Source organism: Stutzerimonas stutzeri (genome assembly GCF_000590475.1).
Lineage (GTDB): Bacteria > Pseudomonadota > Gammaproteobacteria > Pseudomonadales > Pseudomonadaceae > Stutzerimonas > Stutzerimonas stutzeri_D.
Map to the genome: position 1 here is coordinate 3,981,828 of NZ_CP007441.1, position 22,486 is coordinate 4,004,313.

Sequence of the window (22,486 nt, forward strand, 5' to 3'; positions counted from 1 at the left end):
GTGGATGACTTCGGTCATCCACCCTACGCGAGACGAAACGGATGAAGATTTCCCGCCAAGCCTACGCCGACATGTTCGGCCCCACCGTCGGCGACAAGGTACGCCTGGCTGACACCGAGCTGTGGATCGAGGTCGAACAGGACTTCACCACCTATGGCGAGGAAGTGAAGTTCGGCGGCGGCAAGGTGATCCGCGACGGCATGGGCCAGGGCCAGCTGTGCGCCGCAGACGTGGTCGACACGCTGATCACCAACGCACTGATTCTCGACCACTGGGGCATCGTCAAAGCCGACGTCGGTCTCAAGGACGGCCGCATCGCCGCCATCGGCAAGGCCGGCAACCCTGACATTCAACCCGATGTGACCATCGCCATCGGCGCCGCGACCGAAGTCATCGCCGGAGAAGGCATGATTCTCACCGCGGGCGGCATCGACTCGCACATTCACTTCATCTGCCCCCAGCAGATCGAGGAAGCGCTGATGAGCGGCGTCACCACCATGATCGGCGGCGGCACGGGGCCGGCCACCGGTACCAATGCCACCACGGTGACGCCCGGCCCATGGCACATGGCGATGATGCTCAAGGCCGCCGATGCCTTCCCGATGAACATCGGCTTCACCGGCAAGGGCAACGCCTCGCTGCCGGAGCCTCTGATCGAGCAGATCAAGGCGGGCGCTATTGGCCTCAAGCTGCACGAAGACTGGGGCACTACCCCAGCGGCCATCGACAACTGTCTGAACGTGGCCGACCAGTACGACGTGCAGGTGGCGATCCACACCGACACCCTGAACGAATCCGGCTTCGTCGAAACCACGCTTGGCGCCTTCAAGGGCCGCACCATCCACACCTATCACACCGAGGGCGCGGGTGGCGGCCATGCGCCGGACATCATCAAGGCCTGCGGTTTCCCTAACGTGCTGCCGAGCTCGACCAACCCGACCCGGCCATTCACCCGCAACACCATCGATGAGCATCTGGACATGCTCATGGTCTGCCACCACCTCGACCCGAGCATCGCCGAGGACGTGGCCTTCGCCGAGAGCCGCATACGCCGCGAAACCATCGCCGCCGAGGACATCCTGCATGACCTCGGCGCGTTCTCGATGATCAGCTCCGACAGCCAGGCCATGGGCCGCGTCGGCGAGGTGATTACCCGCACCTGGCAGACCGCGGACAAGATGAAGAAACAGCGCGGCGCCCTGCCTGGCGACGGCGCGGGCAACGATAACTTCCGCGCCAAACGCTACATCGCCAAGTACACCATCAATCCGGCGATCACCCACGGCGTCAGCCACGAGGTGGGTTCCATCGAGGTGGGCAAATGGGCCGATCTAGTGCTGTGGCGTCCGGCCTTCTTCGGCGTTAAGCCGACGCTGATCCTCAAGGGCGGCGCCATCGCCGCCAGCCTGATGGGCGACGCCAACGCCTCGATCCCAACGCCGCAACCCGTGCACTACCGGCCGATGTTCGCCAGCTACGGCGGCTCGCTGCATGCGTCGAGCTTTACCTTCATCAGCCAGGCTGCGTTCGAGGCTGGCGTGCCCGAAAAGTTGGGGCTGAAGAAGAAGATCGGCGTGGTGAAAGGCTGCCGTTCGGTGCAGAAGAAGGACCTGATCCACAACGACTGCACGCCGGATATCGACGTCGACCCGCAGAACTATCAGGTGAGGGCCGACGGCCAATTGCTTTGGTGCGAGCCGGCTGAAGTACTGCCAATGGCGCAGCGGTATTTCCTATTTTGATCAGGGCGGCTGTCGTTCGCTGGGCATCGTACGCGGCAGGAGTACACAGATTCTCCGACAACATGGCCACACCGCTCGCTCTGCAGGAGCCAGCTTTGCTGGCGAAGCTTTTCGATCACCCTGATCGCGAGCAGGCTCGCGCCTACAACAGCGGTATCCCGACGAGCGCTGCGCCTGTTTATAAATCAGCAGGGCATAGGCTTTCGTTTCATCGTTCAGTTTGCGGCTACGGCGTTGAGTCATTCACCGCAACTACAGCCACACGCCACTTCTTGTAAAACCAGGCTGGCGAAACTCTGGCGGTGGCCTGTTTGATCACGAGCAAGCTCGCGCCTACAAAAAGCGATTACGCAGGGCGCCCCTCGCACAAGAGGGGCACGTAAGCGCAGAGAACCGCTGCTCTTCGCCTGCACGTAAATCGGGCGAAAGCCGGCTCCGGGGCTGCAGAAAAGTGCAGGTGAATGAACAGAAAGCACGTCCTCGCCTCCTTATTTGTATACAAAAGTTCTAACGCAAAGCCCTTCCACGTCTACGCTTCATTGAGGTTCGGTACAGCGAAGCTGTCGTCGCCCCCCGAACTGTTCGCGAGCCCTGCCATACGCGGAACAAGAACTGCATACAAAAAAATGCCCACAGTCTTGCTCAGAGCGCACCCAGATGAATCATGACGACTTCAAGATCAAACAGATCGATCCCAGTCTGTATAACGCTGACCTTGCTCCGCTCGCCCCGGCAAAACGCAAGTGGGGCTGGTTCGAAATCTTCAACGTCTGGTCCAACGACATACAAAGTCTGTTCGGCTACACCCTCGCGGCGACGCTGTTCATCAGTTACGGCCTGAATGGCTGGGCCGTGCTGGCGGGCATCGTGCTGGCGGGCTTTATCGTCATGGGGCTGGTGCAGCTGACCGGCAAACCCAGCGTCAAGTACGGCATCCCATTCCCGGTCATGGCACGCGCCAGCATGGGCGTGCGCGGCGCGAACTTCCCCGCAGTCGTACGCGGCATCGTGGCGATCTTCTGGTACGGCGTGCAGACCTACTTCGCCTCGACCGCGGTCGCCTTGCTGATTCGCACCCTGGCGGGCCCCGGCTCGGAAACCACCCTGCTGGGCCTGACCGCGATCGACTGGATTGCCTACGTGATCGTCTGCGTCTTCCAGGTCGCCTTGTTCATACGCGGCGTGGATTGGATCACGCGTTTCCTCAATTGGGCCGGCCCGCTGGTGTATCTGGTGATGATCGCCATGATGATCGCCATCTGTTATCAGGCCGGTCCAAGCCTGGCGGGCGCGCTGGGCAGTATCTTCAGCGGCACGGGCAGCTACGCCGGTGGGCAGGTCGCGGCCTTCGCCGCCGTCGTTGGCACCATGGTCGCCTACTTCGCAGCCGTGGTGATCAACTACGGCGATTTCGCCCGTTTCGTAAAGGACGAGCGGCAAATGCGCATCGGCAACTTTCTCGGCCTGCCGGTGAGCCTGGCGATCTTCTCGCTGATCGCCCTGGTGATCACTGCCGGCACTGTAGTGGTATTCGGCGAGACGCTGACCAATCCCACCGACATCGTCGCGCGTATCGACAACGTCGGCCTGACCCTGATCGCCGCCATCACTTTCTTTGCGGCCACGGTGGGCATCAACCTGGTTGCTAACTTCATTCCGCCGGCCTATGACATCGCTAACCTGTCGCCTTCGCGCATCAGTGCACGCACGGGTGGTTTCATCACAGCTGCTATTGCCTTCTTCATCGGCGCGCTGTGGGTGTCCTTCATCAGCGCTGTGGGCATTGCCGCCTTCGTCGATACGCTGGGTGCCGTGCTGGCGCCGTTGTACGGCATCATCGTGGCCGACTACTACCTGGTCCGCCGGCAACGGCTGGATGTGCAACAGCTGTTCTCGGCTGAGCCCGGTTCCGCCTACTACTTCAACGCTGGGTGGAATCGCAAGGCGATCATCGCGTTCGGCGTCAGCTCGGTTTTTTCAGTGGCTTCGGTCTGGACCCCGGGGCTGGAAAGTCTGTCGGGCTTCGCCTGGCTGCTCGGCGCCTTGTTCGGCGCGGTGGTTCACTACCTGCTGATGCGCAAGCAAATCCTTCCAACCAGCGCCACGCCTCGGGTCACGAGTCAGGCGTAACTATCGATGCAAATCGGACCGGTCGGTCTACGGTCCGATTCAGCTTCGTTATGCACTCATGATAAAGTGCCTGGCCGCCACCACGCCGCCGTTGCATTTCATGAACCGATCGGTAACTGCAGACATCTCGGCTATCAGCCGCATCAACGCCGTGCCGGCGATCCTTCAGGTGATATCTGAAACCACGGGTCTTCGGTTCGCTGCGGTAGCACGCGTCACCGGCGATTCGTGGACAGCCTGCGCTGTGCTCGACCGGATCAATTTCGGTCTGCAGGTCGGCGGCGAACTGGATGTGACCACTACGTTGTGCCACGAAATACATGCCTCCCACGAAACCATAATCATCGGCCATGTGAGTGAGGACGAGCGCTACTGCAATCACCACACCCCCAAGATGTATGGCTTCGAGAGCTATATCTCGACCCCGGTTTTCCGCACCGACGGACGTTTTTTCGGCACCGTCTGCGCGCTTGACCCGTTGCCGGCCAACTTGGCGGAGATCTCGGTCCTGCCGATGATGGAGTCCTTCGCCAAGCTGCTGGCCGTTCAACTGGAAGCAGAGGAACGCTTTGAAGCAACCGAAGCAGCTCTGCTCGATGCCCAGCAGACGGCAGAACTGCGCGAGCAGTTTATTGCCCTGCTCGGGCATGACCTGCGTAATCCGCTTTCATCGATCATGTCAGGCGCGCAGCTGCTTCTGAGACGTTCAACCGAAGCCGCGATTACCGGGATTGCCGAGCACATGCTCACGGCGACCCGCCGTGCGTCGCGCCTGGTGGACGACGTGCTGGACTTCGCGCGAGGACGGCTGGGCAATGGCATCCCGTTGCAGAGCAATGAATGCGACACGCTGCATGACACCTTGACGCATATCGTTTCGGAGATGCGCAGCGCCTATCCGCAACGGGTAATCGAGGCTGACATCGAACCACTCGAGCGTGTCCGCTGCGATGCGGACCGTCTTGCGCAACTGCTGTCCAATTTGCTCGCCAATGCGCTGGTTCATGGGGCAGCGGAAGGGCCGGTGTATGTAAAAGCGCGCATTGAGAATGGGTGCCTGCTGCTGTCGGTGAACAACCAAGGCGAGCCCATACCGGCAGACCGCCTGACGCGGTTATTCCAACCTTACTGGCGAGAGGCATCGAACACCCAATCAGGACTTGGTCTGGGGCTGTATATCGCCAACGAAATAGCCACGTCCCATGGTGGCAGGATGTACGTAACCTCTTCCGCCGAAGCGGGGACCACATTCACTTTCAGCATGCCGACAGGAGCTGCCTTCGTTTAGGCGTGTTCTGCCTTCATCAGGTCGTAAGCGTCGAGATAGGCGCCCGCCAGCTGGGTCTTCTGCCGATCACTGAGTAGTTTGCCGGCCATCTGGAAAAACTTGTGTTCTTCTTCCTGCAGATGGTGATGAACCTTGTCCGACAACTTGCGAGCCTGGGCGAGCCAGCTCGGACTGCTGGGGTCGGTGTCCTCCAGCGCCTCGACCATCTCATCCATTTCGTGATGCTCGGCGATTGCATGACGGGACAGGTCGACGCCACTGTCGTCGTGCATCAGGGGGATATAGAAGTGCCGCTCCTCTGCAACCGAATGCACCCAGAGTTCATACTTGAGCTGAGCGAACAGGTCGTGCCGCTCGGCGCTGTCGCCACTGGTCTGCACCAGACGCTCGGACAATTCGCGCTGGATATCGTGACTCAGGCGTAGTGCTTCGAAAATCATCATGACGTTATTCCTCATCCATGAAACGGTGGGCGATCCGGGTGTGACAGGCCGCCGAGCCACGAGTGCCTGCATTACCGAAATTTTTCGCTCCCCGGCTCAACGCAGCTGGCTATCCTTGCTGCCACGGCGGTTGTAGCCACTGAATTTTGCTTCCTGCTTATCCAGCTCGGTTTGACAGTTGATGCATAGCCTTACCCCCGGAACCGCCTGACGCCGCGCCTCGGGAATCTTGGCATCGCACTCCTCGCACCGAGCCAGGCTTTCGCCGCGCCCAAGCCGGCTACGCGCACGCTGCACCGCATCATCAATGGTGCTGTCGATCTGATCCTGAACGGCACCTTCGTTTGCCCAACCAGTGGCCATCGCAACCTCCCGCGCATTCGGCAACAGAGTCTATGGGTTGGAGTGCCGGCCCCCCAGCACCGTTCAATAGCGCCGTTTCCGATAAACGCGGCCGCACGGCATAACTCAACGTCGCCACCCGTCGATTCGCTGGCGTCAAAACGACGAGCGGGGCTCATCTGTGAATTGCATTGTCTATCCTTCCAGCCGATCGATATAAAGTCAGATCCGAACACCGAGCTAGACGCTCTGCTACGAGCCTTTGCTTCGATGTGGTCGCGTGACGGCCGTCATTAGCCAATTAACCGGGAAAGCGGTGCATGTACAAAAACGTTCTGACGGCGCTGATCGTTTGCCTCAGCGGATGTGCCAGCCAACCGGAAGTCGTTGAGCGCGAGGTAGGCCAGTTCGATCTGCGCCTTGGCACGGCCCCCAGCCGCAGCATGGCTCAAGGACTCGTCAGCCCAACTGCGGCCAGCACCTTTCGCGGCGGGCTGGATCTGACGCACGAAAGCGGTTGGTATGTCGGCCAGTGGGCGCCCAGCATGGGCATACTCGAGGGCAAACAGCTGGAGCTCGATACCTATGCTGGCTACATGCAGCATCGTTTCGACCAGGCGCCAGGCTACGAGCTGGGCGTCATCCGCTACAGCTATCCCGAGCTGGAGGATGCGGACCGACACGAGTTCTATGCAGGCTTCAATTTGGCAGGTAGTCGGCTTGGTGGCGCACTGAGCAGCGGGCCGGGTCGCACCGACAGCACCCTGCTATTGGAACTGGGCGCCGTCAGCCCGCTCGCCGTCGACCTGCGCCTGAAGTATGCCAGCCACTCGATGGACAGCCCGATGTATTACCCCGGCGGCCGCGTTGAGGTCTTCAATGACTGGTCGCTGAATCTGTCGAAGCCCTGGCTGGGCATGCGCATGGACCTTTCCTACACCGACTCCAGCCTCCGTGGCAGCGAGTGCGGTGTCTACTCGGGGCAAAACAGCTACTGCGAAAGCTATTTCATGTTCAAGGCCGAGCGCTCGCTGTTCTAGCCGCGCTGGCAGGCTTGCTTGAAGCGCAGCCGCGCGTGCCAGACGGCCAGAAGGAAGGCGCCCGCGGCAAATCCGTAAAGCAGGGCGACATTGCCGTCCTGATAGAGCCAGGATCCGAGTACCGGCCCGGCGGCCATGCCCATGAAGCGGAAGAAGTTATAACTGCCGACTGCGGTGGCTCGGTTGTGCGGATACAGATCCATCAACAGGGTGGTCTGTACCGGCAGGGACAATCCGAGAAACAATCCGAACGCGCTCACAGCCAGCACCAGAGCGGCTAGCGACCATTGCGCCACAGCGATGAACAACAGCACGCTGAGCGCGTTCAAGGTCGCTGTAATGATCAATGCCGGCCGAGGTCGCCATCGGCCCAACAGTCGCCCCCCGGCGAAACTGCCGACCACTACGGCAATCGACAATGGTAGAAACACCAGCCCCTTTTCACTCGCACTCAGACCGTAGGCGGTGTCGAGCACACGTGGCATGAACACCAGGTAATTGTAGAAAGCGTAATACTGCACGAAGCTCAGCAACATGATCGCCAGGCCCTGCCGATTACGCGCTACGTCCAGGTATTCGCTGGGATGGAAAGCACGGGGCGTGCTGTTCGCCGGGCGGGTTTCTTCCAGCCAGATGGCATTGCTCAGCAAAGCGACACCGCCCACCACGGCCAGCAACAGGAACACGTAATGGAAATCCACGTGCTCGCCAACGAAACCGCCCACCACCGGTCCAACCACCGGCCCCAACGCCACCATCATCTGAAAGGAGCCCATCGCCCGGCCGCGCTCGGCGCCCTCGAACCGATCGCCGATTACCGTAACCGCCACCACCGCACCTGCCGCGATGCCCACCGCCTGCAGCGCTCGAAACATCAACAATGTTTCGATATGGGTGGACATGAAACAGCCGATCGACGCGACGACATAACACGCCAGGCCGAGCAGCAGGCAACGTCGCCTCCCGCTTCGATCCACCAGCGGGCCGTAGATGATCTGCATGAAGGCCAGCACGAAGGTGAAAATCGAGATACTCAGGTTGATCAAAAATGGCGTTGTCTGCAGCGCCTCGCCCAGCTCCGGCAGGATCGGCGCATAGACCGTTTGCGTGAAAGGGCCGAGAAACGCGGCGAATGCCACCATGAAGGTCAACAGGCGTGGGCTCATCGGATCTCCGCAAGCACAGGGAAAAGGGACGACGGCAACTGCCGTCAGGCATGACTGGTCACTCTTTGACCTGCATGTATTCCTCGGCCCAGACCATGTATTCCTCGGCGGTCGAGTACTTGACCGACAGCTGCGAGGCGTTGAGGTCCGAAGCATCGATCTGACGCTGTTCGCGCAGGCAGTCGTAGGTCGCCTTGATCGCGGCGAAGTAGGCTGCATGGCCGTTGACCACGATACGTACGCCGAGCTCCGCCAGCCGGGCGTTGTCGCGCAGTTTCGGGTTGCCATACGTGACCAGCATCAGCGGCACCTTGAGCTTTTCCGCTACCTGTTCGAGCTGCTCGAAATCCTCGATGCCGACCAGGCAGATGGCATCCGCGCCGGCCGCCTCGTAGGCCTGTACGCGGGCGATGACCTCTTCCAGGCCGATCACGCCGGCATTGGTGCGCGCGATGACGGCGAGCTCCGGATCGATGCGCGCCTCGAGTGCTGCCCGTATCTTGCCGACCGCCTCGAACATGCCGATCAGGTCGGTGGACTTGCGCCCGAATTTGGCCGGCAACAGCGTGTCTTCGATGGTCAACGCGGCAATGCCGGCGCGCTCCAGCTCGACCACGGTGCGCATCACGTTGAGCGCGTTGCCATAACCATGGTCGGCGTCGGCAATAATCGGCAGGCGCGACACGCGTCCGATACGGGTCGCCTGTTCGACGAATTCGCTGAGTGTGATCAGTGCGAAATCCGGTGCCGCCAGTACCTGCAGCGAGGCAACCGAGCCGCCGAGAATGCCTACTTCGAATTCAAGATCGGCGGCGATGCGCGCCGACATTGGGTCGAATACCGAGGCGGTGTGATAGCAGCGATCCGAGGCCAGCAGCCGACGGAATTCGTTACGCAGGGAATGATGAGAAATTCGTTGCATGTGTTTTCCTGATAAAGCGCACGCAAGGGTCGAGTCGCCCCTGTTGAGTCAAGTGTTGGAAGCTGCGCGGATGGCCCGACGGCACATCCACGTTATTTCAAAACCGCGGACGCGGTTGGCGTCCCTGTACGTAGGCCATGCACAGGCCGCTGGCAATGATGATCGCCATGCCTGCCATCGCGCCGAGGTCAGGCACATGGCCAAAGGCGAAAAAGCCCACCATCCCGGCGAAGATGATCTGCGCGTAGGTGAACGGCGCCAGGGTGGCGGCGCTGGCAAAGCGGAACGCGTTGGTCAGAAGCAGGTGCCCGCTCATCGCCATCGCCCCGAGCGCGGCCATCATCACCGCGTCGTGCAGTGTCGGCGTCTGCCAATTGAAGATCACCAGCACGCTCATCACCAGGCTGCCGACCAGGCTGGTGAGGAAGTTGCTGGTCACCGGGTGATCGGTGGTACTGAGCCGACGGGTGATCAACTGATAGACCGTGAAACTGATCGCCGCGCCGAAGGGCAGCAGAATCGCTGGGGTGAACAACGCACCGCCCGGACGCACGATGATCAGCACGCCAAGCAGACCGCAGCCCACCGCCATCCACTGGCTGTAGCTGACCCGTTCGCCCAGCAGCGCCGATGCGATGGTCACCAGCAGCGGCGTCAGAAAGATCACCGCCGTGGCCTCAGCCAGCGGGATGTAACCCAGGCCACTGATGAACAACATGCTCACGCAGACCAGGCTCAGGCCACGGCACAGCTGCAGCCAGGGCCGCAGCGTATGGAACACCCGCCGCCCCATACGCGGCGTGAACAGTGTGAACATCAGAATCGTCTGCGCCAGGTACCGCGCCCAGATCACCAGAAAGACCGGGTAAAGCTGCGTCAAGTGCTTGGACAGCCCATCGTGCGAGGCCAGGATCAGGCACGAAAAAAGGATGAGCAGGACACCAAGTAAAGGGTGATGTGAGTTGTTCAAGGAGATCGACCGCGAAGATAGGTAGCTACCTAAGAATTATGCCCGCAAATTTTGCTGCCGTCAGTCGCCATATGCCTTTGGCCGACCAATCGTACCGGGGAGCAACCGTGGCACGGTGCCAAGCCATTTACTGCAAGAGCGCTAAAACCGTCCCGGCCAGGACGATCACTTATCTGCATCGCTGCCGTACCACCCGAGCGCGGGCGTATCGCGAGGACACTGCCCGCCCTACCCTCCGTCGGCGGGCTCACGCTTGTTCGGCCGATCGCGTATGATCGCCGGCCCGTTACGGGCCGCACAGCCGGCCCGAGCCCGTTCGAGTGGTTCAGATGTTCAAGTTGAGAGCGATGCAGGCGCGCGATATTCCTGCCGTGATGTCGATTCAGGAAGAATCCTATGCCGCCGAAGTCCTGGAGGACGAAGCGGTGATCCGCGCCCGTTTCGCCGCTTGCCCTCAGTTGGCCTGGGTTGCGGAAGACGCCCTCGGCGTCTGCGCCTACCTCTTCGCCTACCATTCGCGTGTCGGCGCGGTGACGCCGCTGGATGGCGCGTTCCAGCCCCACGCTGAAGCCGACTGCCTGTACCTTCACGATCTCGCCGTATCCGCTCGTGCCAGCGGCCGCGGTATCGGCCCGGCACTGGTACGCAAGAACCTGGAGCAGGCCCGAACCCAGCAACTGCGATATTCGGCGCTGGTCTCGGTTCAGGATTCGGAAGCGTTCTGGACTCGCCTCGGTTACGCCGCACATACCCAACTGGATCAACCGCAGACCAGCAACCTCGCCAGCTATCAGATTCCTGCCGTCTATATGGTGCGTACGCTGCACTGATTCGCACCATATCAGTGCGACCTTCTGGCTAACGCACCACGGCGAGACAGCCGAAGCCCCATTTTCACGCACGCCCCCTTCTGCAACCCGCGTAATAGGCGGTGCGGCAGGTTGGCAAGGGCCTTGCTCTGCTTGTACCTATTGGTACAACCGGAACTGCCCATGCTGGTCATTCATCAACGCACCGCCCCCTGCGCCCACCGCGACGCCGAACTCGAACTGACCTACGAGGCCCGCAGCAAATCGCGGCTGCGCTGCTTCACCACCCAGGGCGAGGAGGTCGGCCTGTTTCTCGAACGCGGCCAGCCGCCCTTGCACGACGGCGAATGTCTGCAGGCGGTGGACGGCCGCATCGTTGCAGTCCGCGCCCGCCCCGAGCAGTTGCTGCACGTGACCTGCGCCAGCGCCTTTGAGCTGACTCGCGCCGCCTATCACCTGGGCAACCGCCATGTTGCCCTGCAGGTCGGCGATGGCTGGCTGCGATTGCTCGACGACTACGTGCTCAAGGACATGCTGCTGCAGCTCGGCGCTCGTGTCGAAGCCATCGAAGCGCCCTTCCAGCCGGAGCACGGCGCCTACGGTGGCGGCCATCACCATTCCCATGCCGGCGAGGCCGAATTCAGCTATGCGCCGCGCCTGCATCAGTTCGGCGTGCGCACGTGAATCCGGCCGCCTTTGCCTTGTTGCGGCTGGCCAGCCCGCAACTGCCCATTGGCGGTTACAGCTACTCCCAGGGCCTGGAACTGGCCGTGGAGCAGAACCTCGTGCACGACGAATCCAGCGCTTGCCGCTGGCTGAGCGATCAGTTGCGGCTCAACCTCTCACGCTTCGAAGCTCCGCTGTTGCTGGCGCATTGCGAAGCAGCCGTGGCGGGCGACTGGGAGGAGCTGGAGCGACTGGCGGCCGTCCATCGTGCCAGCCGCGAGACCCGCGAGCTGCGGCTGGAAGCCCGGCAAATGGGCTATTCGCTAAAGCAGCTGCTAAGCAACCTGCCGGAGCTGGACGCCCCAGCCCGTGCACTATTCCAGCGTGTCAACGAACCCGGTCTGGCATTGGGATGGGCGTTGGCTGCGCGTGCCTGGGGGATTGCGCCCGCAGACGCGCTCGGCGCCTGGCTCTGGGGTTGGCTGGAAAACCAACTGGCGGTGCTGATGAAGACGCTGCCGCTCGGCCAGCAGTCTGCGCAGCGGCTGACCTCCGAGTTGCTGCCGACTCTGCAGCAGGCCCAGCGCGACGCAACCGTTATCGAGCAGGAACACTGGGGCAGTGCGGCTTTCGGCTTGGCCTTGACGAGCATGGCTCATGAGCGGCAGTACAGTAGGTTGTTTCGGTCATGAGCAGGGCGAGTTTCGCTTTGTCGTGCGAGTCTGTTGGAGCGAGCTTGCTCGCTAATGGAGCGCACCCACGTGATGATGGGTTCGGTTGGTCCCAGACCGCCGCATCCTCGTTGACCCTTGATATGGGTCGCCCCTCTGACAACGCTTTGTTGGCTTTGGGTTGGGAATTTCGGGTGGGTAAGCGAGTTGGCCGATGCATTGGTTTCGCTCTGCTGGGCGACTCACTTTTTCCAAACGCCGGACGGCCGGCCCCCAAAAAAGTAAGCAAAAACGCTTGCCCCTGCATCCGGCCCCGGCTGCGCCGGGGTTCCCTCGCTCCATCGCCACTCCGGGGGCCGGCGTACAAGGGCCATCCATGGCCCTATACGCCTCTCGCGGCATCCATGCGTGAAGGGACAGGGGCGTCCCTTCGCGACGACCCCCGGAGTAACACCGGAGGGAGGGTAGTTTTGCGCAGCAAAACCTGGATGCCGGGGTGCGCTTTCTTTTGCTTACTTTTCTTTGCGCAAACAAAGAAAAGTGAGGCGCCGTGCAAGGCGCAACCTGTAGGTGGCGCCGAGGAAAGCGCAGCGCCCTACAACGTCACGTACGCCACCATCGATCCTCCGAACAGCTGCGCCAGAGTCGACAACGGCCTGATGGTTCCCGGACTACAGCTGGGTAACCCATTCCTGGTGCTCTGCGCCTCGCGCCGCGTCACGCCGAGCGTGGCTGCGACCTCCACGCTCCCCCAACGAAGCCCATCCCCTGCCCCACCGGCAGCGGCAGCGGCAGCGGCACGCAACTTCGCATCAACCCCGAGGCAGCCACGCTGCCTTTTAGAGGAGTACACCCATGAGCACCCAACCCCTTCGCATCGGCATCGGTGGCCCGGTCGGCTCCGGCAAGACGGCGCTGACCCTCGCGCTCTGCCTGGCCCTGCGTGAGCGTTACAACCTGGCGGTGGTGACCAATGACATCTACACCCAGGAAGACGCGCAGTTTCTGGTGCGCAACGAGGCCCTGGCGCCCGAGCGCATCATCGGCGTAGAAACCGGCGGCTGCCCGCACACAGCGATACGCGAGGACGCCTCGATCAACCTGGAAGCGGTCGATCAGCTCAATCGGCGCTTCCCCGGCCTCGACCTGATCATCGTCGAATCCGGTGGCGATAACCTTTCCGCCACCTTCAGTCCCGAACTGTCCGACCTGACCATCTACGTAATCGACGTGTCGGCCGGCGACAAGCTGCCGCGCAAGGGCGGGCCGGGCATATGCAAGTCCGACCTGCTGGTGATCAATAAGGTCGACCTGGCGCCCATGGTCGGCGCTTCACTGGATGTCATGGACCGCGACACCCGCAAGATGCGCGGCGACAAGCCATTCGTGTTCAGCAACCAGAAGGTCGGCCAAGGTCTCGACGAGATCATCGCCTTCATCGAGAAACAGGGAATGCTCAGCGCCGCCTGACGGAGAACTCCACGGTTGGCGCAAGAGTCCTCGCGCCTTTGCCGAGCAAACGCCGTTCTACCTGGCTCGTTTACCACGCGCCAGGCAACTCAAGGGAAATCTCATGAAACTACAGAACATCTTTTTCACCGCAGCCGTGCTGCTGAGCCCGACGCTGGCCTTCGCCCATTCCGGCCATGACCACGCAGGCGTGATGTCCGGTATCGCTCACCCGATCTTCGGTCTCGATCACCTGCTGGCAATGGTCGCCGTCGGCCTCTGGGCCGCGCAGCAAACCGGAAAGGCACGCTGGGCGCTGCCGCTGACTTTCGTCGCGACCATGCTGATCGGCGGCCTGCTCGGCTTTTCAGGCATCGAACTGCCGCTGATGGAAACCGGCATTGCCGGCTCGGTGCTGGCGCTCGGGCTGCTGGTGGCATTGGCGGTGCGCCCCTCGCTGGCCGTTGCGGCCAGCCTGACTGCGCTATTTGCCCTCAGCCACGGCGTGGCGCATGGTCTGGAATTACCCGCACTGTCCAGCCCGTGGGGCTATGCCGCAGGATTCGTGGCAGCTACCGCAGCGCTGCATGGCATCGGATATGCCGTGGCCCGCAACCTGCCCCAGGTGGCTGCTCCGCTGGTTCGCATCGCTGGTGCTGTGTCCGCATTGGCTGGCGCCTGGCTGCTGGCAGCGTGAAAAAGCAGCGGCAAGCCTCAAGCGGCAGGTAACGGCGGAAAAACAAAAGCCCGAGTTCACCTCGGGCTTTTCTCTAGCAGCTTGTCGCTTATAACTTGCCGCTGTCCTACCGGAACGGCGGCTCGTCGAAGCTGCGCAGCTTGCGCGAATGCAGCGAGTTGAGCTGGCTGCGCAGGAGGTCGAGCGCGGCGATGCCGATTTTCAAATGTTGGGTGACGGCCCGCTCGTAGAACGCATTCGCCGAACCCGGCAGCTTGATCTCGCTGTGCAGTGGCTTGTCCGAGACGCACAGCAAGGTGCCGTAAGGTATCCGCAGACGGTAACCCTGGGCGGCAATCGTGCCACTCTCCATGTCCACGGCCACGGCGCGCGACAGGTTGATCAGCGGCCGTTCCTGCGCCCAGCGCAGCTCCCAGTTGCGGTCGTCGTAGGTCAGCACGGTGCCGGTGCGCAGCCGCTTCTTCAGCGCCTCGCCTTTGTCGCCTGTCACTTGCGCCGCGGCTTCCTGCAGCGCCTGCTGCACTTCGGCCAGCGCCGGCAGCGGGATGTGCGGGGGCAGCACACGATCGAGAATTCCGTCACGACGCATGTAAGCGTGGGCCAATACGTAGTCGCCGATGGACTGCGACTGCCGCAGCCCGCCGCAATGGCCGATCATCAGCCAGCAATGCGGACGCAGCACGGCGAGGTGGTCGGTGATGTTCTTGGCGTTCGACGGGCCGACGCCGATGTTCACCAGGGTGACGCCGTCGCCGTCTTTGGCCTGCAGGTGATAGGCCGGCATCTGGTAGCGGTGCCAGAGCACACCGCCGATGATCGCCTGTGCCTCGCCCTCGTCCATGCCGCGCTCGATGATGATGTTGCCCGGAAGCACCATGCGCACGAAACGGGTGTCGTCGCGCAGCATGTCGAGGCCATGACGGATGAACTGGTCGACGTAGCGGTGATAGTTGGTCAGCAGGATCCAGGGCTGCACGTGCCGCCAGTCGCTACCGGTGTAATGCACCAGCCGGCGCAGGGAGAAATCCACTCGGGCACCGTCGAACAGTGCCAGCGGATAGGGATCGGCATGTTCCCAGTCATAGAGCCCGTCGGCGATGTCATCGGTGGCGGCGGACAGGTCGGTACTGGGAAATACGCGCGCCAGCTCGGCCGCGGTCACGCCGGTGCCGGCCAGCTCATCGCCCTGCTCGATCACATAGGGGTAGGGAATGGCGCGTTCGCTGATGCCCACTTCGACCTTGACGCCGAAGTCCAGCATCAGCGGTCGCAACTGGTCGAGCAGGTAACTGCGAAAGGCCGCCGGATGGGTCACGGTGACGCTGTAGACGCCCGGAGCCTGCACCTTGGCATACGCTCGAGTGGAGGCCGGCACCTCACCGTGGCATTCGTAGGTCAGGCGCAATTGTGGATAACGGAACAGACTACGTTCTTCGACACCCGGCTCGGTACGGCTGGTGACGTAGCGCTTGAGGGCCCGGTTGAGCGCCACGGTGGCGCACTGGTGGAGTTCAGCAAGGTAGTCCACGGCAGCTTCAGCGCTGGTGGCAATGCGAAAGGTCTCGCCTGCTGGGTTCATGCTGGATTTCCTTGTTCAGTCGTTGGAAACATCTTGCCTGCTGTTCGATGACAGCGGTAGCACCTGATGGCAGACATCATGGGCCGCGGGCCTGGCTCAAGCTTGCGGCGAGCGTCTCGAGTCGTGCCTTCAAAACCGCCTGGCTCGGTGCGGCCGTCAGGCTCAGGCGCAGCGCATTGGGTGCCCCGTGCCCAACGGCGAAAACGTCCGCTGTGGCGGCTTCGACCCCCGCATCGCGGCACAGCGCCAGCAGATCTCGATCATCCGGCAATGGCAGCCACAGATGCGGCGAGGCGCCTGATGAGGCCGATCCAAGCAGTTTCTGCGCCAGCCGCCAACGCCGCGTCATCTGTTCCCGTTGCCAGGCCAGCCGACGCGCCGCGGTGCCGTCCTCGAGCCAGTCACTGCCGATCCGCAGGCATAGCGGCGACAAGGCCCAACTGGTCGCCTGCCTTTCGGGGTCGATACACGAGAGCCACTGGTCCGGGCCGGCAATGAAACCCAGGCGCAAACCTGGCGCCACCGTCTTCGACAGGCTGCTGATCAGCAAGGTACGTTCGGGCAGTGCCGCGGCCAAGGGCGGCTCGTCGCCAAGCGCGCCGTAAATGTCGTCCTCGATGATCAGCAAGCCGCGACGTCGCGCCACGGCGGCGATGGCTTCGCGGCGCTGTGCATTCATGCTGACGGCGGTGGGGTTCTGCATGCACGGGGTCAACACAGCCACGCGCGCCGAGGTGGCACGGGCCTGACGGTCGAGATCGTCCGGCAGGATGCCGAACTCGTCCATCGCCACGCCGTGCAACGGCAGCCGTAATTGACGCCCGGCGGCCTTGATACCAGGGGACGTCAGGGCTTCAACCAGCACCGCCTCACCGGGCTCGCACAGCCCGATCAGCGCGGCGAATACACCCTGCTGCGCCCCCGCACAGAGCAGCACCTGCTGCGGTGGCATTTCAAGCGTCCGATTACGCAACCAGCTACTCACCGCAAGTTGACCGCGCTGCAGGCTACGCGCCGAGGGGTAGCCTTGCAGGCTCGCCAGCGCACCTGTAGCGCACAGTTCCGCCATGCTGCGCTGCATATCGTTATCGTCAGGGTCGAGTACAGGAAGATTGGTCGACAAGTCGACCAGCTCCGGATGCGCCTCCGGCGTTTTCAGTCGGAACAGACTGGCCTCGCGGCTGCTGGCCAGCACATAGGTACCACGCCCTACCTCACCCCCCACGAGATGCCGACGCGCCGCCTCGCGATAGGCTTGCATGGCCGTACTCGGGTTGAGGCCGAGCGCCCAGGCCAGCCGGCGCTGCGGAGGCAGTCGATCGCCCGGTTGCAGCTCGCCCCGTGCAATGGCCGACGCAATGGCATCGACCAGCGCCAGATAGCGCGGTTGATCATTGGTTTCGAGGATGGGTAACCACATTGTCTGCCATGCAATATAAATATTTACCCATACAATGCCGGCCGCCTAGGATCGACGTCAAACCCGTCAAGGAGCTTTCTATGTTCGATCTAGATGCATTACGTCAGGCAGCGCAGCTGATCCACCAGAGCGTACCGCCGACCCCTCAATACGCTTGGCCGTTGCTGGCCGAGCGGCTTGGCTGCGACGTCTGGCTCAAACACGAGAACCACACTCCGGCCGGCGCATTCAAGGTGCGCGGCGGTATCGTCTACGTGAATGAACTGCTCAAGCGCCAAGCGCAAGTGCCGGCGCTGGTCACTTCAACCCGCGGCAATCATGGCATCAGCCTGGCCATGGCCACGCGCAACGCCGGCATGCGTCTGACGGTAGTCGTACCAGAGGGCAATTCTCTGGAAAAGAACGCGACCATGCGCGCCTGTGGCGCCGAGGTCATCGAATACGGTCGCGACTTCGACACGGCCCGCCAGCGGGCCGGTGAACTGGCCGAGGCGAACGGCTGGCACTTCGTCCCGTCGCTGCATCCGGACCTGATCCGCGGCGTCGCCACCTACGCGCTGGAGCTGTTCGAAGCGGTGTCGGATTTACGCCGCGTCTATGTGCCCATCGGCCTCGGTTCAGGGATCTGCGGCATGATCCGCACCCGCGACTTGCTGGGCCTGGATACGGAGATCATCGGCGTGGTCTCCAGCGCTGCCGATGCCTACGCCCAGAGTTTCGAGCAGGGCCGCATCGTCTGTACCGAAACCGCCGACACTTTCGCCGACGGCATGGCCTGCCGTATGCCGTCGCCAGACGCACTGGAGATCATCCGCGAAGGCGCCGCGCGCATCGTGCGAGTCGACGACGCCGAGATCCGCCAGGCCATCGTCGCCCTCCACGAAGACACCCACAACCTCGCCGAAGGCGCCGGCGCCGCCGCGCTGGCCGCGGCCATGCAGGAGAGAGACAGCAACCGTGGCGAGCGCATCGCGGTGGTGCTCAGCGGCGGCAATATCGATCGGCAGCTATTGGCGCATATTCTGGCCGAGCAAGCCCGGGCTGCCGCCTGAGCAGCACGGCCAGCTAATCGATGAACGGCGCACTGCGCGCCAGCAACGCGCTGATATCCAACCCGCGAGGCAGGGTCCCGAAGGCCCGGCCGTGGCCGTCCAGGCGGCTGCTGATGAACGCATCGGAGACGGCACTGTTGCCTGCTTCGAGCAGCAGCTTGGCTTGCAACGCGACGGCCACATCCTCGGTGAGTTGGCGGGCGCGGTACTGGATATCGTCAGTATCAATGAATGCAGCCTGCAGACGGGCAATATGCGCCCGAAGGCGCACGTCGCCATGGCCGTCGCCGAGCTCGGCGAACAGCACGTCGATCACGCCGGGTTCTTTCGACAAGGCGCGCAGCACGTCCAGGCATTGCACGTTGCCCGAGCCCTCCCAGATCGAATTGACCGGCGCCTCGCGGTACAGCCGCGGCATGATGGTTTCTTCGACATAGCCGGCACCGCCCAGGCATTCACTGGCCTCGGCGACCATCGCCGGCGCGCGCTTGCAGATCCAATACTTGCCGATGGCAGTAACCAGCCGGGCAAACTTTTCTTCCTGCTCATCGAAGGGATTGTCTTGCGCGCGCCCCATGCGCAGGGTCAGCGCCAGCGCGGCCTCGCTTTCCAGCGCCAGATCGGCCAGCACGTTCTGCATCAGCGGTTGCTCGGCCAGAACGCGGCCGCCGACCTGGCGATGCGCGCAGTGGTGCATGGCCTGGGTTAGCGCCTGACGCATCAGCGAGCTGGAGCCGATCATGCAGTCGAAGCGGGTCGAGGAGACCATCTCGATGATTGTCGGCACGCCGCGCCCTTCCTCGCCGATCATCCAGGCCAGGGCCCCGCGGTATTCGACCTCGCTGGAGGCGTTCGACCAATTGCCCAGCTTGTTCTTCAATCGCTGGATGTAGAACGGGTTACGGCTGCCATCGGGGCGGTGGCGCGGCAATAGGAAGCACGACAGGCCCTTGTCGGTTTGCGCCAAGGTCAGGAATGCATCGCACATGGGGGCCGAACAGAACCACTTGTGCCCCACCAGCTCGTACAGCTGGCCCGGACCGCTTGCGCCGACGGCCTGGGCGCGGGTGGTGTTGGCTCGCACGTCGGTGCCGCCCTGCTTTTCGGTCATGGCCATGCCGATGGTCACGCCGCTTTTCTGCTCCATGGGCAGGTTGCGCGGGTCGTATTCGAGGCTGAGGATTTTGGGTAACCAGTGCTCGCTGACGCCGGGCTGCAGGCGCAAGGCAGGCACGCTGGCATAGGTCATGGTCAACGGGCAGCTGGTGCCTGACTCGGCCTGGTTGTGCAGATACATCAATGCCGCACGGGCGACCTGGGCACCCGGCTGAGGGTCGGTCCAGGGCAGCGAGGGTATGCCGTGGACGATCGCGGTGCGCATCAGTTCGTGATAGGCCGGATGGAACTCCACCAGATCGATGCGGTGTCCGTAGCGGTCGTGGCTCTTAAATACCGGTTTGTTTTCATTGGCGAGAAAGCCCGCAACCATCAACGGACCGCCCGCCAGGGCGCCATAGGCATCCAGCCGCGACTCGGCCCAGCCACCCTTGTAACGCCGCACCCACTCCTGCAATGGCAGGTCGAGGCGGTACAGGTTGGTACCGTCCAGCGGCGGGACCTGGTTCAGCACCTCGTGGGTTTCGGCGTATTGATGCAGGCTCATGGTGGTCTCCTTGGCAGGCGAAAGCGGCGATCGACCCAGCTGAAGACACACTGCGGTGATTTCGAGGATTACCTCTTCGCCGTCTGGACATCGCCGGGCCGACTCGGCTCGTCTCTCGCGACGAACCGCGAGATAAAGTGAAGCACGCATGATTGCGTTGAAAAAGTGTGGTTTCGGCCAAAACCTGCGCATCGCGATAGGGTATCGGTGGCTGGAGATGGGCGCCCGCCCGCCGCTGCCTAGGGCAGAGCCGAACGGGGCGTTAAAGCAGGCGGAGCGGCAGGCGCACTGAGAAACGGCTACCGCGGCCAGGATCGGAATGGTGCGAGATGTCTCCACCCTGTAGCTTGACCAGCTGTCGGCATAGCGAAAGGCCGATGCCCAGACCGCCGTGTTGCCGGGTCATGCTGCCGTCCAACTGGCGAAAATGCTGATACAGCGAGTCATTGATCGACGCTTCGAAGCCGGCACCGGTATCGATCACATCCGCCTCAAGCACGAATCGGGACTCTGCCTCTTCATGCCCGCTCAGTGCCAGAACCACGCGTCCTTGCCGAGTGAATTTGATGGCATTGTCCAGCAGATAACCAAGGCTTTGCTTCAGCTTGGCGGCATCGCCCTCCAGCATATCGGGCAAATGGCTGGCGATTTCGAGCTCGAAGCTCAATCCACGCACCGCAGCTCGAGCGCCATAGATAACGTACAGCTCGTCGATGATTGCCCGCAGCCTGAACGGCTTGCTGCGCACTTGAAGCTTGCCCGCCTGCAGCTCGGTCAGCGCGAGAATATCGTTGACCAGGCGCATCATCTCGCGCGCCGAGCTGGTCGCGATGCGCTGGTACTGGTCGAGCTCGCCGCTCAGTTCCAGCGTCTGCATGAGCTCAAGACTGCCCAATACGCCATGCATGGGCGTGCGCAATTCGTGGGTAACGTTGGCCAGGAACTGGTCCTTCAGGCGGTTGCTTTCGGCCAGCTCGCGGTTCAGCTTTTCCAGTTTGCGGCCGGTCTCCTGCAGCATCATGGCGCGCTCTTCGCGCATCGCGTTGATGCGGTCGGCCAGCGCCAGCGACAACAGAGCGACCTCTATGGCCGAACCGATCTGCCCGGCATACATGGTGAAAAAGTTATGTGGCAGATAGCCGAGGACCATCAGCGTGTTGATCTGCGCCCCGATCAGAAAGGTCGTCCAGGCGAACATGAAGTAACGCGCCACACGCATCCCGCGGTACCAGGCGACGCTGCCGGCGATGAAGATCACCAAGATGAACCAGAGCGCCAGAAAGGTGGCCAAACGCAGAGACAGGGCGTAGCTGGAGGTGACCGACAGCACCATGGTCACCGCCCCGAGCACCATCAGCGCGAGCAGGATACGGTCGATCCAGGGACTGTGCTCGCGGGTATGCAGAAAGCTGCGGGCGAACTGACAACCAAAAAGACCCGCTGCGCCAATAAGCAACGGCGTGGAAGCATTGGCCCACCATGGCGACCCGGGCCAGAGATATTGCACCCCCAGACCGTTGACCGAGACCTGATACAGACCAAACGAACCGATATAGAGGATGTAGTAAAGGTAGCTGCGATCACGCACGCTGAGGTAGATGAATAGGTTGTAGATCAGCATCACCAACAGCACGCCGTAGATGATGGCCAGTACATAGATGTGGGCCGACTGCTCCTCCAGATAAGCCACCGGCTCCCACAACGTCAGCGGCACCTGGATCGACCCCTGGCTTTCCAGCCTCAGATAAATGCGCTGGGGCTGGCTCGGCACCAGCTGCAGCTCAAACAGATGATTGCGTTGCTTGATCTGCCGCTGACTGAACGGCAGCGCGTCACCACTCCGCTGGGCGAGACGGTAGCCACCCTGCGCGTTTGGCAAGTAAAGCTCCAGTAGATCCAGCGGCGGATACGCCAGTTCGAGCCACCAACGGTTGCGTTCATTGGATTGATTGGCTCGGTACAGCAGGTCGACGCGCAACCAGAATGCCGAGCGTGAATAGCCGGCGTTGAGTACGTCGTCCTGATGATCAACGAAACGCCCGGCGGCATCGAGCGCGAGAACGTCCTCGATGGTGGCATCCCGACCGGGATCTTCCAGCACCGCCATGGCGTGCCCAAGCGGCAGCCGTCGGGTGTTCTGGTCGAATTCGATCGCGCTGGCCAAGGATGGCAGTAGACCGAGCATGAGGATGAAAAAATAGCGCATGGCGATGTAAGACCTGCCGGGGCGCGTCAGAGGTTCCAGCGCCCTGATGATTCGCGACCCGCAAAATTGATGGCACTTTAGCATGCCCCAATCAACCCCAACGGCAGGTTCTCTCCGATATCACGACCAATGCGCTCAACCGTCCTCTGCGCAAGCCGCGCGGGGCGATTGATGGTAAGCTCGCCCGCCTGAAAATCGGGCTGTAAGCCCGCGGCCAACTTCATTCAGCCA

At 62.3% G+C, this 22,486-nt stretch carries 18 protein-coding genes and 1 pseudogene; 10 read left to right on the forward strand and 9 right to left on the reverse strand.

What is annotated here, in order from left to right:
* Window positions 1-41: 41 nt before the first annotated feature.
* From ureC to CH92_RS18165, 3 genes are all read left to right on the forward strand, one after another.
* A complete protein-coding gene (gene ureC, locus CH92_RS18155; protein ID WP_025243180.1) occupies window positions 42-1,742 on the forward strand; it encodes an urease subunit alpha in 1,701 nt (566 codons plus the stop codon).
* 657 nt (window positions 1,743-2,399) lie between these two features.
* Window positions 2,400-3,872, forward strand: coding sequence for an NCS1 family nucleobase:cation symporter-1 (locus CH92_RS18160; protein ID WP_025243181.1), 1,473 nt, complete (start codon window positions 2,400-2,402; stop codon window positions 3,870-3,872).
* A gap of 100 nt (window positions 3,873-3,972) precedes the next feature.
* Window positions 3,973-5,160, forward strand: coding sequence for a GAF domain-containing sensor histidine kinase (locus CH92_RS18165; RefSeq protein WP_025243182.1), 1,188 nt, complete (start codon window positions 3,973-3,975; stop codon window positions 5,158-5,160).
* Here the strand turns inward: CH92_RS18165 and CH92_RS18170 are convergent.
* Window positions 5,157-5,603, reverse strand: coding sequence for a hemerythrin domain-containing protein (locus tag CH92_RS18170; RefSeq protein ID WP_025243183.1), 447 nt, complete (start codon window positions 5,601-5,603; stop codon window positions 5,157-5,159). The genes CH92_RS18165 and CH92_RS18170 overlap by 4 nt on opposite strands.
* A gap of 96 nt (window positions 5,604-5,699) precedes the next feature.
* Window positions 5,700-5,966 (reverse strand): DksA/TraR family C4-type zinc finger protein, encoded by a 267-nt coding sequence (locus CH92_RS18175; RefSeq protein ID WP_025243184.1) that lies wholly within the window; start codon window positions 5,964-5,966, stop codon window positions 5,700-5,702.
* Between the two features lie 299 nt (window positions 5,967-6,265).
* Here CH92_RS18175 and CH92_RS18180 point away from each other — a divergent pair, with 299 nt between their 5' ends.
* Window positions 6,266-6,985, forward strand: a complete 720-nt coding sequence (locus CH92_RS18180; RefSeq protein WP_025243185.1) for a TorF family putative porin — start codon at window positions 6,266-6,268, stop codon at window positions 6,983-6,985.
* Here the strand turns inward: CH92_RS18180 and CH92_RS18185 are convergent.
* The 3 genes from CH92_RS18185 to CH92_RS18195 form a co-directional block, all read right to left on the reverse strand.
* Window positions 6,982-8,151 (reverse strand): MFS transporter, encoded by a 1,170-nt coding sequence (locus CH92_RS18185; protein WP_025243186.1) that lies wholly within the window; start codon window positions 8,149-8,151, stop codon window positions 6,982-6,984. The two genes, CH92_RS18180 and CH92_RS18185, sit on opposite strands and share 4 nt — an antisense overlap.
* 58 nt (window positions 8,152-8,209) lie before the next feature.
* On the reverse strand, window positions 8,210-9,073 hold the full coding sequence (locus CH92_RS18190; RefSeq protein ID WP_025243187.1) for an isocitrate lyase/PEP mutase family protein: 864 nt from the start codon (window positions 9,071-9,073) through the stop codon (window positions 8,210-8,212).
* A 97-nt stretch (window positions 9,074-9,170) separates the two neighbouring features.
* Window positions 9,171-10,043, reverse strand: coding sequence for a DMT family transporter (locus CH92_RS18195; protein WP_025243188.1), 873 nt, complete (start codon window positions 10,041-10,043; stop codon window positions 9,171-9,173).
* Between the two features lie 347 nt (window positions 10,044-10,390).
* Between CH92_RS18195 and CH92_RS18200 the strand changes: the two genes are divergently transcribed.
* The 5 genes from CH92_RS18200 (at window position 10,391) to CH92_RS18220 (ending at window position 14,335) form a co-directional block, all read left to right on the forward strand.
* Window positions 10,391-10,873 (forward strand): GNAT family N-acetyltransferase, encoded by a 483-nt coding sequence (locus CH92_RS18200; RefSeq protein ID WP_025243189.1) that lies wholly within the window; start codon window positions 10,391-10,393, stop codon window positions 10,871-10,873.
* Window positions 10,874-11,035: 162 nt separating this feature from the next.
* Window positions 11,036-11,536 carry an urease accessory protein UreE gene (gene ureE, locus CH92_RS18205; protein ID WP_025243190.1) on the forward strand — a complete coding sequence of 167 codons (501 nt, stop codon included), beginning with the start codon at window positions 11,036-11,038 and terminating at the stop codon, window positions 11,534-11,536.
* Complete coding sequence (locus CH92_RS18210; RefSeq protein WP_025243191.1) at window positions 11,533-12,210, forward strand: urease accessory protein UreF; 678 nt, start codon at window positions 11,533-11,535, stop codon at window positions 12,208-12,210. Before ureE ends, CH92_RS18210 begins: the two co-directional genes overlap by 4 nt.
* Before the next feature lie 834 nt (window positions 12,211-13,044).
* On the forward strand, window positions 13,045-13,659 hold the full coding sequence (gene ureG / locus CH92_RS18215; protein ID WP_025243192.1) for an urease accessory protein UreG: 615 nt from the start codon (window positions 13,045-13,047) through the stop codon (window positions 13,657-13,659).
* 103 nt (window positions 13,660-13,762) lie between these two features.
* Window positions 13,763-14,335 carry a HupE/UreJ family protein gene (locus CH92_RS18220; RefSeq protein WP_025243193.1) on the forward strand — a complete coding sequence of 191 codons (573 nt, stop codon included), beginning with the start codon at window positions 13,763-13,765 and terminating at the stop codon, window positions 14,333-14,335.
* Window positions 14,336-14,441: 106 nt separating this feature from the next.
* On the opposite strand, the gene amn is transcribed toward CH92_RS18220, so the two are convergent.
* Window positions 14,442-15,914: an AMP nucleosidase gene (gene amn, locus CH92_RS18225; protein ID WP_025243194.1), complete on the reverse strand. Its 1,473-nt coding sequence runs from the start codon at window positions 15,912-15,914 to the stop codon at window positions 14,442-14,444.
* Between the two features lie 76 nt (window positions 15,915-15,990).
* Window positions 15,991-17,334 (reverse strand): PLP-dependent aminotransferase family protein, encoded by a 1,344-nt coding sequence (locus CH92_RS18230; RefSeq protein WP_038623126.1) that lies wholly within the window; start codon window positions 17,332-17,334, stop codon window positions 15,991-15,993.
* A gap of 80 nt (window positions 17,335-17,414) precedes the next feature.
* Between CH92_RS18230 and CH92_RS18235 the strand changes: the two genes are divergently transcribed.
* Complete coding sequence (locus CH92_RS18235; RefSeq protein ID WP_025243195.1) at window positions 17,415-18,386, forward strand: threonine dehydratase; 972 nt, start codon at window positions 17,415-17,417, stop codon at window positions 18,384-18,386.
* Window positions 18,387-18,399: 13 nt separating this feature from the next.
* Here the strand turns inward: CH92_RS18235 and CH92_RS18240 are convergent, their stop codons facing one another.
* Window positions 18,400-20,049 carry an acyl-CoA dehydrogenase family protein gene (locus tag CH92_RS18240; RefSeq protein WP_025243196.1) on the reverse strand — a complete coding sequence of 550 codons (1,650 nt, stop codon included), beginning with the start codon at window positions 20,047-20,049 and terminating at the stop codon, window positions 18,400-18,402.
* A 274-nt stretch (window positions 20,050-20,323) separates the two neighbouring features.
* Window positions 20,324-22,255 (reverse strand): annotated as a pseudogene (locus tag CH92_RS18245) (sensor histidine kinase); the annotation flags it as partial.
* Window positions 22,256-22,486 lie beyond the last annotated feature (231 nt).

Excerpts from the sequence above, each read along its gene's own strand:
- ureC (WP_025243180.1), top strand. The coding sequence starts at position 42 with ATGAAGATTTCCCGCCAAGCCTACGCCGACATGTTCGGCCCCACCGTC.
- CH92_RS18160 (WP_025243181.1), top strand. The coding sequence starts at position 2,400 with ATGAATCATGACGACTTCAAGATCAAACAGATCGATCCCAGTCTGTAT.
- CH92_RS18165 (WP_025243182.1), top strand. The coding sequence starts at position 3,973 with ATGAACCGATCGGTAACTGCAGACATCTCGGCTATCAGCCGCATCAAC.
- CH92_RS18170 (WP_025243183.1), bottom strand. The coding sequence starts at position 5,603 with ATGATGATTTTCGAAGCACTACGCCTGAGTCACGATATCCAGCGCGAA.
- CH92_RS18175 (WP_025243184.1), bottom strand. The coding sequence starts at position 5,966 with ATGGCCACTGGTTGGGCAAACGAAGGTGCCGTTCAGGATCAGATCGAC.
- CH92_RS18180 (WP_025243185.1), top strand. The coding sequence starts at position 6,266 with ATGTACAAAAACGTTCTGACGGCGCTGATCGTTTGCCTCAGCGGATGT.
- CH92_RS18185 (WP_025243186.1), bottom strand. The coding sequence starts at position 8,151 with ATGAGCCCACGCCTGTTGACCTTCATGGTGGCATTCGCCGCGTTTCTC.
- CH92_RS18190 (WP_025243187.1), bottom strand. The coding sequence starts at position 9,073 with ATGCAACGAATTTCTCATCATTCCCTGCGTAACGAATTCCGTCGGCTG.
- CH92_RS18200 (WP_025243189.1), top strand. The coding sequence starts at position 10,391 with ATGCAGGCGCGCGATATTCCTGCCGTGATGTCGATTCAGGAAGAATCC.
- ureE (WP_025243190.1), top strand. The coding sequence starts at position 11,036 with ATGCTGGTCATTCATCAACGCACCGCCCCCTGCGCCCACCGCGACGCC.
- ureG (WP_025243192.1), top strand. The coding sequence starts at position 13,045 with ATGAGCACCCAACCCCTTCGCATCGGCATCGGTGGCCCGGTCGGCTCC.
- CH92_RS18220 (WP_025243193.1), top strand. The coding sequence starts at position 13,763 with ATGAAACTACAGAACATCTTTTTCACCGCAGCCGTGCTGCTGAGCCCG.
- amn (WP_025243194.1), bottom strand. The coding sequence starts at position 15,914 with ATGAACCCAGCAGGCGAGACCTTTCGCATTGCCACCAGCGCTGAAGCT.
- CH92_RS18230 (WP_038623126.1), bottom strand. The coding sequence starts at position 17,334 with ATGTGGTTACCCATCCTCGAAACCAATGATCAACCGCGCTATCTGGCG.
- CH92_RS18235 (WP_025243195.1), top strand. The coding sequence starts at position 17,415 with ATGTTCGATCTAGATGCATTACGTCAGGCAGCGCAGCTGATCCACCAG.
- CH92_RS18240 (WP_025243196.1), bottom strand. The coding sequence starts at position 20,049 with ATGAGCCTGCATCAATACGCCGAAACCCACGAGGTGCTGAACCAGGTC.